This is a genomic window from Streptomyces sp. NPDC015220, assembly GCF_043079345.1.
In the GTDB taxonomy this organism is placed as follows: domain Bacteria; phylum Actinomycetota; class Actinomycetes; order Streptomycetales; family Streptomycetaceae; genus Streptomyces.
On the sequence record NZ_JBIBUK010000015.1, the window covers coordinates 192,278 to 203,205 of the forward strand.

Consider the following 10,928-nt stretch of genomic DNA (forward strand, 5'->3'; position numbering starts at 1 on the left):
CGACCGAACCAGGGGAACGCCGACAGCCCCCGCCGCCCCCGCGCCCCCGACTCCACCCCCGCCCAACCAGCCGACACCCGGGCCCGACCGACCCTCAACCCCCGACCGACGCCTGCCCCAACCCCGGACCGGCGCCCGCCTCACCCCAGGACCGGCGCCCCCTCACCCCCGGGACGGCACCGAGGAAGCGCTTCCCGTACCCGGCTCCAGTGCGTCGAGGGCCCGGCGCAGGCCGGTCAGCTTGCGCTCCAAGTGGGCCGCGGTGGCCACCGCCGCCGCGTCCGCTGACTCGTCGTCGAGCTGCTTGGACAACGCCTCCGCCTGCTCCTCGACGGCCGCCAGGCGCGCGGACAGCTCGGCGAGCAGGCCCGCGGCCTCCTTGCCCTCGCCGACGCCACCCTCCTTGCCGCCGCCCTCCAACTGGAGGCGGAGCAGAGCGGCCTGCTCCTTCAGCTGGCAGTTCTTCATGTACAGGTCGACGAAGACCGAGACCTTCGCGCGCAGCACCCACGGGTCGAACGGCTTGGAGATGTAGTCGACCGCGCCCGCGGCATAACCCCGGAAGGTGTGGTGCGGGCCGTGGTTGATCGCGGTGAGGAAGATGATCGGGATGTCCCGGGTCCTCTCCCGCCGCTTGATGTGCGCGGCTGTCTCGAATCCGTCCATGCCCGGCATCTGGACGTCCAGCAGGATGACCGCGAAGTCATCCGTGAGCAGCGCTTTGAGTGCTTCCTCCCCGGAGGATGCCCGCACCAGCGTCTGATCGAGCGCAGAGAGGATGGCCTCCAGCGCCAGCAGATTCTCCGGCCGGTCATCGACCAGGAGGATCTTGGCCTTCTGCACCATGGCCCGCCCTCCTCGCCCCGGCTTGGGGCCGCCCCTGTCCGCAGGAACCGGGGAGGCACCGGCGGGTGCCGCCCCAGGGGACGACTTCCTTTCGCCGCCCGTCCTTGTGCCGGTCATCGTAGCCGCACCCCGCCCGTCACCACACCCTGTCACCGCGATGTCACTGTGCACATAGCGGAAACGCGGCAGGAGACCAGAAGGTTCCCCGATTCCCGCACTTCTACACGACTTCGGGCACCCGGAGTCAACAACTCCGCTCGCGTCCCCAAGGTACCCGCCGCCGCGTCCCCCTCACTCGCCACGCATCCACTGCTCCATCACCGACAGCAGGTGGTCGGGGTCGACCGGCTTGGTCACGTAGTCGGAGGCGCCCGACCCGATCGCCTTCTCCCGGTCGCCCTTCATCGCCTTCGCGGTCAGCGCGATGATCGGCAGCCCGGCGAACTGCGGCATCCGGCGGATCGCCGTCGTCGTCGCGTACCCGTCCATCTCCGGCATCATGATGTCCATCAGGACGACCGCCACGTCGTCGTGCTGCTCCAGGACCTCGATGCCCTCGCGGCCGTTCTCGGCGTACAGCACGGACAGGCCGTGCTGCTCCAGGACGCTGGTCAGCGCGAAGACGTTGCGGATGTCGTCGTCGACGATGAGCACCTTCTCGCCGCCGAACCGGACGTCCCGGCGCCCCTGCGCGGCCGCGGCCGCCTCCACCGCGGACGGAGCCGGTCGCGGCTCCTGCCCCGAAGGCGCCGACGGCGCCGGCTGCGCCTGCTGCCCGGGCCGCTGCTCACCGGCGGGCAGCGCCCTGCGGCGGCGCCGGAACAGCGCCGCGGCCCCGTTCTGCGTCTCCTGGTACGACCTCACCTCGGCCGGCGTCTCGACCTCCGCGGCCGACAGCTCCGACAGGTCCGACAGGCCGGGCAGTTCGGACAGGTGCGGCTCGGCCGCGGCCACCAGCTCGTCGGCGTCCAGGGCGGAGGCGGGCTGCTGGTAGCCCTGCGGCGGCAGCTCGCCCGGGTGCAGCGGCAGGTACAGGGTGAACGTCGAGCCGCGGCCCGGCTCGCTCTGCGCGTGGATCTCGCCACCGAGCAGCTGCGCGATCTCCCGCGAGATGGACAGTCCGAGGCCCGTACCGCCGTACTTGCGGCTGGTGGTGCCGTCGGCCTGCTTGAACGCCTCGAAGATCACCCGCATCTTGCTGGCCGCGATGCCGATGCCGGTGTCGGTGACGGAGAACGCGATCATGTCCGCGTCCGGATCGGTCAGCGACCCGGCCTCCAGCAACTGCTCCCGGATCGCCTGCGGAACGTCGTCCCGCGCCGGACGGATGACCAGCTCCACCGACCCTGAGTCGGTGAACTTCACCGCGTTCGACAGCAGGTTGCGCAGCACCTGGAGCAACCGCTGCTCGTCGGTGTGCAGGGTCGCGGGCAGCTCCGGCGACACCCGCACCGACAGGTCCAGGCCCTTCTCGGCGGTCAGCGGCCGGAAGGTGGCCTCGACGTAGTCGATGAGCTGGACGAGCGCGATGCGCGTCGGGGAGACGTCCATCTTGCCCGCCTCGACCTTCGACAGGTCCAGGATGTCGTTGATCAGCTGGAGCAGGTCGGAGCCGGCGCCGTGAATGGTCTCGGCGAACTCCACCTGCTTCGGCGACAGGTTCCCCTCGGCGTTGTCGGCGAGCAACTTGGCCAGGATCAGCAGGGAGTTCAGCGGCGTCCGCAGCTCGTGCGACATGTTGGCCAGGAACTCGCTGCGGTAGCGCATGGAGACCGCGAGCTGCTCGGCGCGCTCCTCCAGGACCTGCCGCGCCTCCTCGATCTCGGAGTTCTTCGCCTCGATGTCCCGGTTCTGCTGGGCCAGCAGCTCGGCCTTCTCCTCCAGTTCGGCGTTGGAGGCCTGCAAAGCCTTCTGCCGCTGCTCCAGCTCCTCCGACCGGAGGCGCAGCTGCTCGGTCAGCTCCTGGGACTGCTTCAGCAACTGCTCGGTCTTGGTGTTGACGGAGATGGTGTTGACGCTGGTCGCGATCATCTCCGCGATCTGGTTCAGGAAGTCCTTCTGGATCTGCGTGAACGGCGTGAAGGAGGCCAGCTCGATGACGCCGAGCACCTTCCCCTCGAACAGCACCGGCAGCACGATCACCTGCGCGGGCGGTGCCTCGCCGAGCCCGGAGGAGATCTTCAGGTAGCCGCTGGGCGCGTCCGAGACGAGGATCGTGCGCTTCTCCTGGGCGGCCGTGCCGATCAGCGCCTCGCCCGGCCGGAACGACGTCGGCATGGAACCCATCGAGTAGCCGTAGGAGCCCAGCATGCGCAGCTCGTAGGCGTTGTCCGGGCCGCCGCCGAGCTCCTTGCCGTCCGCCGGCTGCATGGCGACGAAGAACGCGCCGTGCTGCGCGGAGACCACCGGCGTCAGCTCGCTCATGATCAGAGACGCCACGTCCTCCAGGTCCCGTCGGCCCTGCATCAACGCGGAGATCCGGGCCAGGTTGCCCTTCAGCCAGTCCTGCTCCTTGTTGGCGATCGTGGTGTCGCGCAGGTTGGCGATCATCTTGTTGATGTAGTCCTGGAGTTCCTGGATCTCGCCGGAGGCGTCGACGTCGATCTTCAGGTTCAGGTCGCCGCGGGTCACGGCGGTCGCCACCCGCGCGATGGCCCGCACCTGCCGGGTCAGGTTCCCGGCCATCTCGTTCACCGACTCGGTCAGGTCCCGCCAGGTGCCGTCGACGTCCCGCACCCGCGCCTGACCGCCCAGCTGCCCCTCGGTGCCCACCTCGCGGGCCACCCGCGTGACCTCCTCGGCGAACGAGGACAGCTGGTCCACCATCGTGTTGATGGTCGTCTTCAGCTCCAGGATCTCCCCGCGCGCGTCGATGTCGATCTTCTTCGTCAGGTCACCCTTGGCGATGGCGGTGGTGACCATGGCGATGTTGCGCACCTGACCGGTCAGGTTGGACGCCATCTGGTTCACCGACTCGGTGAGGTCCTTCCAGGTGCCCGCCACGCCGGGGACGTACGCCTGGCCGCCCAGGATGCCGTCCGTGCCCACCTCCCGGGCCACCTTGGTGACCTGGTCGGCGAACGAGCTCAGCGTCTTCACCATGGTGTTGAAGGTGTCGGCGAGCTGCGCCACCTCGCCGCGCGCCTTGATCGTCACCGTCCTCGTCAGGTCGCCGTTGGCGACCGCGGCCGCCACCTGCGAGATGTTGCGGACCTGCACGGTGAGGTTGTTGGCCATCAGGTTGACGTTGTCGCTGAGGTCCTTCCAGATGCCGACGACGCCCGGCACGTGGGCCTGACCGCCCAGGATGCCCTCGGTGCCCACCTCACGCGCGACCCGGGTGACCTGCTCGGCGAAGGACGACAGCTGGTCCACCATCGTGTTGACGGTGGTGACGAGTTCGAGGATCTCGCCCTTGGCGTCGACGGTGATCTTCTTCGACAGGTCGCCCTTGGCGACGGCGGTCGTGACCTCGGCGATGTTGCGGACCTGGATGGTCAGGTTGTTCGCCATGAAGTTCACCGACTGGGTGAGGTCCTTCCAGGTGCCGGCCACCCCCTGCACCTCGGCCTGACCGCCCAAAATGCCCTCGGTGCCCACCTCGCGGGCGACCCGCGTGACCTCCTGGGCGAACGACGACAGCTGGTCCACCATCGTGTTCAGGGTGTTCTTCAGCTCCTGGATCTCCCCGCGCGCGTCCACGGTGATCTTCTGCGAGAGGTCGCCGCGGGCCACGGCGGTGGCCACCTGCGCGATGTTGCGCACTTGCGAGGTGAGGTTCCCGGCCATGCCGTTCACCGAGTCGGTGAGGTCGCGCCACACACCGGCCACCCCGGGCACCTGCGCCTGCCCACCCAGGCGGCCGTCGGTGCCCACCTCGCGCGCCACCTTGGTGACCTGGTCGGCGAAGGCGGAGAGCTGGTCGACCATCGTGTTGATGGTGTTCTTCAGCTCCAGGATCTCCCCGCGCGCGTCGACGTCGATCTTCTGCGAGAGGTCGCCGCGGGCCACCGCCGTCGTCACCTGGGCGATGTTCCTCACCTGACCGGTCAGGTTGGACGCCATGGAGTTGACGGAGTCGGTGAGCTCCTTCCACGTCCCCGACACGCCGTCCACCCGGGCCTGTCCGCCCAGCCGGCCCTCGGTGCCCACGTCCCGGGCCATCCGGGTCACCTGGTCGGCGAACGACGACAGCTGGTCCACCATCGTGTTCACGGTGTTCTTCAGCTTGAGCATCTCGCCCGAGACGTCCACGGTGACCTTCTGGGAGAGGTCGCCGTTGGCCACGGCCGTCGTCACCTGGGCGATGTTCCTCACCTGACCGGTGAGGTTGCGGAACGCCGTGTTGACGGAGTCGGTCAGGTCCTTCCAGGTACCCGCCGCGCCCGCCACCTGCGCCTGACCGCCCAGCTCACCCTCGACACCGATCTCCCGCGCCACCCGCGTGACCTCGGCGCCGAACGACGACAGCTGGTCGACCATGCCGTTGACCGTGTTCTTCAGCTCCAGCATCTCGCCGGCCACGTCCACCGTGACCTTCTGCGACAGATCACCGCTGGCCACGGCCGTCGTCACCGCCGCGATGTCCCGCACCTGAGTGGTGAGGTTCCGGAACACCGTGTTGACGGAGTCCGTCAGGTCCTTCCACGTCCCGGCGACACCCGGCACGTTCGCCTGGCCGCCCAGCCGGCCCTCCGCGCCGACCTCGTTGGCCACCCGGGTGACCTCGTCCGCGAAGATCCGCAGCGTCTCGGTCATCTGGTTGATCGTCTCGGCCAGCCGCGCGACCTCGCCGCGCGCCGGAACCGTCACCTTCTGCGACAGGTCGCCGTTGGCGACGGCGGTGGTGACCTGGGCGATGCCGCGCACCTGGGCCGTCAGGTTGCCGGCCATGAGGTTCACCGAATCGGTGAGTTCCTTCCACGTGCCGTCCACCCCGGGCACATGCGCCTGGCCCCCCAGGATGCCGTCCGTGCCCACCTCACGGGCGACCCGCGTCACCTCGGAGGAGAACGCGGAGAGCTGGTCGACCATCGTGTTGACGGTGTTCTTCAGCTCCAGCATCTCACCGGCGACATGCACCGTCACCTTGCGTGACAGATCGCCCTTGGCGACCGCCGTCGTCACCAGCGCGATGTCGCGCACCTGCGCGGTCAGCCGGGACGCCATCGTGTTGACGGAGTCCGTGAGGTCCTTCCAGGAACCGGACAGACCGCGCACCCGCGCCTGCCCGCCCAGCTTCCCCTCGGTCCCCACCTCGCTGGCCACCCGTGTGACCTCGTCGGTGAACGTCGACAACTGGTCGACCAGGTTGTTGACGGTCCGCCCGACCTTCAGGAACTCGCCTCGCAGCGGATGCCCGGCCCCTTCGGGCGCCTGTGTGCGCAGCTCCATGCGCGGCGACAGATCGCCCTCGGCGACCGCGGACAGCACCCGGCCGACCTCGGAGACGGGCCGCACGAGATCGTCGACGAGCGCGTTGGAGTTCTCGATCGCCACCGCCCAGGAGCCCTCGCAGGCGCCCGTCTCCAGCCGCTCGGTGAGTTTTCCCTCACGCCCCACCATGCGCCGCACGCGCGACAGCTCGCCCGTCAGGTGCAGATTCCGGTCGGCCACCTCGTTGAAGACCGCGGCGATCTCCGACATCACGCCGTCCCCGGACACCGTGAGCCGCTTGCGGAAGTTCCCGTCCCGCATGCCCACCAGCGCGGCCAGCAACCGGTTCAGTGCCGCCGTGTCCACCGCGGTGGTGCCACCGCGCGGTGCCCGCCGGCCGCTCTGGGACGCACTGGGCTGTCCGCCTTTCGCGCGCGTCTTCGTGCCCCGCGTCGCTGCGCCAGACTCCACTGTGTCCCTCCCGCAGGGGTCGACCTCTACCGCTGTACTTCCGGTCTGCTGCTCGTACTGCCTACTGATCGGCGTAACAGTTACCGCCGCGTACTTCTGCCCGATGCGACCGGGCCACCCGAGAGGGCCGCCGTCCCGCACCGGGAGAACCACTCGGTCCGCCCACACCGTCACCCCGAACCTGCCCAGTGTTTCACTCCCACCGAACCAGGCCATAACAGTTCGGCAGCTTCGCACACCCTCCGCACACCCTCGGGCGAAAACAGCGATGACCGGCATCCGCGCGGGCGGCGAAGGTAAGTAACCTTGCATGCGGCTGTCCAGCCGCGCCGGTCCGTCCGGCCTGGGCGGTGGCACGGAAACGAGCGGGCATCGGAGGGCGGCCGCACACAATGACCACCGGAGTGATCCCCGGGGGACAGCCCCCGGAGCCGCGGCCGCAAGGCCCACAGCTGCCGGAGCAGCGCAGCGAGCCGGTCGGCCCCGAGGGCCAGTACGTCGACAACCGGACGAGGAGTTCAGTGATCACCGCGCGCGCGGCCGCCAGTTTCGAGCCCCTGGGGCGATCCGTGGCGACCGCCCGGTCCTTCGTCCGCGACACGCTGCAGGGGTGGGGCTTCGGCGACGTCGTCGACGACGCCGTGGTCCTCACCAGCGAACTGGTCACCAACGCCGTCGTCCACGCCGGCACGGCCGCCGACGTGCTGTGCCTGCGCAGTGACGAAGGGGTACGGATCGAGGTCTCCGACCGCTATCCCGAACGCGAGGTCCCGCTGCAGAGCTCGGCCGTCGACATGGGCAGCCCGGATCGCGAGGGCGGCCGCGGCCTTCAGCTGTGCGCGGCGCTGGCCGGTCGCTGGGGCGTGGAGTACACGCCCACGCACAAGACGGTCTGGTTCCGGCTGGACCTGCCCGAGCGCCCGGTCGGCACCCGTGCCGCCGGCCCCGCGCTGCCCGCCGAACTCCTCCCGCTGGCCGACGGCCGGGTTCGCGTCGCCGTCGTCCAGATCGACCGCGGCGGCACCATCGCGGCCTGGAACGAGGACGCGGAGGAACTGTTCGGGTACGCCGCCGAGCAGGTCACCGGTAAACCGCTGTCCGACCTGGCGGCCTGGCCGCACACTCCCGGCACCGGCACCGGCATCGCCGAGGCCCTCCGGCTCTCCCGCTGGGAAGGCAGCTACGGCATCCGCGGCGCCCACGGCCGGGTCATCCCCGTCTACGCCTCCCACCTGCGCGTCCGCGACACCGGCGGCGAACCGTCGACGGTCTGCCTGCTGGTGCGGGACCATGAACGCGCCGTACTGCAGACCCCGTTGCGCGTGGCCGCGGGCGGCGACGCCACCGCCGCCGACGGCCCGAACACCGACCCCTTCGAGGTCTTCATCGGCTCCCCGGCCCCCGACGACCTCGACGGCCTGCTGCAGCGCACCGTGGAGCGCGCCCGCGACATGCTCGACGGCGACGCCGCCTTCCTGCTGCTGGCGACCGACGACGAGACCGAACTGGAGGTCCGCGCCTCCACCGGCCTGCCCTCCGCCCGCCAGCGCTTCGCCCGGGTCCCCGTCGAGGCCGGCCCCGGCCGCTACGGCTCCGCCCGGATGCCCGCGGTCCACGACGACCTCACCGCCACCCCTGCGGCCGTCCCCTTGCTGGGCGGCACGGGCATGCGTTCGGTGGTCACGGTCCCGCTGAAGGTCGAGGGCCGGCTCACCGGCTCGCTGGGCGTCGCCGCCGAAGCCGCCGGCAGATACTCCAACGAGGAGGCGCTGCGGCTGCAGTTCGCCGCCGACCGCATCGCCCTGGCCGTCGAGTCGGCCCGCCTGGGCGAGCTGGAGCGGCTGCGCCGCGGCTCCCTCAGCTTCCTCGTCGAGGCCTCCGACCTGCTGGCCGGCACCCTGGACCGCGACCAGACCCTGGCCCTGATGGCGCAGATGACGGTCCCCACCCTCGCCACCTGGTGTGCCGTCTACACCATCGCCGACCAGGCCTCGGAGCCCTACCTCTCCTACGTCCTGCACGAGGACGAGGAGCTGATCGACGGCATCAAGTCCCTGCTGTCGAAGATCGCCCCGCCCGACCCGGTGCCGACCCCCGGCGCGCGCGTCTGGTCCGCCCCCGGCGAGGCCGCCCACCAGGCCGCCCTGCGCAGTTCCATGCGCAGCCTCAGCCTCGGCGACTCGCACCACCGGATCGGCACCACCATCGGGCCGACCCTGGCCACGGCCGCCGCGGTGGGCGGCGAGACGGTCGTGCTGCCGCTGGTCGCCCGCAACCGTGTCATCGGGATGCTGACCCTCGGCAAGCCCACCGACGACCACTTCCGCCAGGAGATCCTGGAGCTGGCCGAGGACCTGAGCCGCCGCGCCGCCCTCGCCCTGGACAACGCCCGGCTGTACTCGGAGCGCACGGCCATCAGCCAGTCCCTCCAGCGCAGCCTGCTGCCGCCCGGGCTGCCGCACATCGACGGCGTGGAGGTCGATGTCATCTACCGCGCGGCCGGCGAGGGCAACGAGGTGGGCGGCGACTTCTACGATCTCTTCCCCATCCGCGACGGCGCCTACGGCTTCGCCATCGGGGACGTCTGCGGAACCGGCCCGGAGGCGGCCGCCGTCACGGGCCTCGCCCGGCACGCCCTCAGGCTCCTGGCCAGAGAGGGCTACGACGGCCCTGCGGTCCTGCAACGCCTCAACTCGGCGATCCTCGACGAGGGAGCCCGCAGCCGCTTCCTCACCCTCCTGTACGGCGAGCTGTGGCCGCAGGAGGACGGCAGCGCCCACCTGAAGGTGGTGTGCGCCGGTCACCCGCTGCCGCTGCGCCTGCGCCAGGACGGCACGGTGGAACCGGCCGCGGAACCCCAGCCGCTCCTCGGCGTCATGGAGGACCTGGAACTGTACGAGCAGTCGGTCACGCTGGAACCGGGCGACGTCCTGCTGTGCGTGACGGACGGCGTCACCGAGCGCCGCGAGGGCACGCGCATGCTGGGCGACGACGGACTCGCGGACGTCCTCACCACCTGCACGGGCCTGACGGCCGGCGCGGTCGCCGCCCGGATCATGCGAGCTGTGGAGCGTTTCGCGTCGGACGCCCCGTCCGACGACATGGCGATCCTCGCGATGCGAGTGCCGGAGGTCCCGAAGGACTGAGCCCGGCACGAGACCGCTCGTGCCGGGCCCGGCCCGGTGACCGCTACGGGAATGCGAAAGGCCCCGCCCCGAAGGGCGGGGCCTTTCCCGCGGGAGCCCCCAAACGGAATCGAACCGTTGACCTTCTCCTTACCATGGAGACGCTCTGCCGACTGAGCTATAGGGGCCGGTCGCCTTTTCGAGGTTTCCCCCGCGGCGACGAAATAGATCATACCCCGAATCCGGCCGTGCTCCCAACCACGATCGGCCCACCGAGCGCGTTGCAGGCCGAGACGACCCGCTGCATCTCCCGACGGGTCAACGAGGCGTCCACCGGTAGCGCCAGCGTCTCGGCCGCGGCTCGTTCCGTCTCCGGCAGCGACACGCACCGGCGGAACTCGGGCAGCCGGTGCACGGGGGTCTTCACGGGCACCCGGCAGTCGACTCCCCTGGCCCGTACGGCCCGTGCGAAGGCGTCCCGGTCCGGCCGGCCGTTGCCGGGCACCCGGACCACGTACTGCTGGTAGGTGTGCCCCCGGCCGCCGTCGGGCGTCCGCACTCCGCGCAGTTTCGTGTCCAGATAGGCGGCCCGTTCCCTGCGTCGGGCCGTCTCGTCGTACGACGCCCCGTTCTCGCGGTGTTCCAGCACCAGCAGTCCGTGCCGCCGTCCGACGCCGTGCAGCCCCGCCACATCGGCCGGCCGCCCGAAGCGGTGGACGGCAACGACGGCCGCCGTCCGGGGAGTTACGGCCGCTTCCACGGCAGCGGCGTCGAGGCAGTACGTCACCGGATCTATGTCGGCGAAGACGGGCGACGCTCCGATCCGGGCCACCGCCTCGGCGACCTCCACATTGCCGAACGCCGGCACGACGACCTCGTCGCCGACTCCGACGCCGGCGGCTCTGAGCAGTGCAGCAGTACCCATGGCGCGGATGCTCGTAGCACAACGTGAACTTCAAGTGACGGCGAACAAAAAAGGGTTGGACCCGGAACCGAAGTTCGGGGTCCAACCCTTTCAAAATTTGTTCGGCGGTGTCCTACTCTCCCACAGGGTCCCCCCTGCAGTACCATCGGCGCTGTGAGGCTTAGCTTCCGGGTTCGGAATGTAAC

At 70.4% G+C, this 10,928-nt stretch carries 4 protein-coding genes, 1 tRNA gene and 1 rRNA gene; 1 reads left to right on the plus strand and 5 read right to left on the minus strand.

Translation table 11 applies throughout. From position 1 onward, the window contains the following. Window positions 1–162 precede the first annotated feature (162 nt). Together ACF061_RS26705 and ACF061_RS26710 are read right to left on the minus strand one after the other, a co-directional pair. Entirely contained in the window at window positions 163–846 is a 684-nt protein-coding gene (locus tag ACF061_RS26705) for a two-component system response regulator (RefSeq protein ID WP_392269509.1), read from the minus strand. 291 nt (window positions 847–1,137) lie between these two features. After that, window positions 1,138–6,693 (minus strand): HAMP domain-containing protein, encoded by a 5,556-nt coding sequence (locus tag ACF061_RS26710; RefSeq protein WP_392269510.1) that lies wholly within the window; start codon window positions 6,691–6,693, stop codon window positions 1,138–1,140. Window positions 6,694–7,085: 392 nt separating this feature from the next. Between ACF061_RS26710 and ACF061_RS26715 the strand changes: the two genes are divergently transcribed. Next, window positions 7,086–9,839 carry a SpoIIE family protein phosphatase gene (locus ACF061_RS26715; RefSeq protein WP_392269511.1) on the plus strand — a complete coding sequence of 918 codons (2,754 nt, stop codon included), beginning with the start codon at window positions 7,086–7,088 and terminating at the stop codon, window positions 9,837–9,839. A 94-nt stretch (window positions 9,840–9,933) separates the two neighbouring features. Here ACF061_RS26715 and ACF061_RS26720 read toward each other — a convergent pair. The 3 genes from ACF061_RS26720 to rrf all read right to left on the minus strand — a co-directional run. After that, window positions 9,934–10,006 (minus strand) — tRNA-Thr (locus ACF061_RS26720). 41 nt (window positions 10,007–10,047) lie between these two features. Next, window positions 10,048–10,743 carry a DegT/DnrJ/EryC1/StrS family aminotransferase gene (locus tag ACF061_RS26725; RefSeq protein ID WP_392269512.1) on the minus strand — a complete coding sequence of 232 codons (696 nt, stop codon included), beginning with the start codon at window positions 10,741–10,743 and terminating at the stop codon, window positions 10,048–10,050. Window positions 10,744–10,842: 99 nt separating this feature from the next. Beyond that, window positions 10,843–10,928, minus strand: a 5S ribosomal RNA gene (gene rrf / locus ACF061_RS26730); the annotation flags it as partial.

Excerpts from the sequence above, each read along its gene's own strand:
- ACF061_RS26705 (WP_392269509.1), bottom strand. The coding sequence starts at position 846 with ATGGTGCAGAAGGCCAAGATCCTCCTGGTCGATGACCGGCCGGAGAAT.
- ACF061_RS26715 (WP_392269511.1), top strand. The coding sequence starts at position 7,086 with ATGACCACCGGAGTGATCCCCGGGGGACAGCCCCCGGAGCCGCGGCCG.
- ACF061_RS26725 (WP_392269512.1), bottom strand. The coding sequence starts at position 10,743 with ATGGGTACTGCTGCACTGCTCAGAGCCGCCGGCGTCGGAGTCGGCGAC.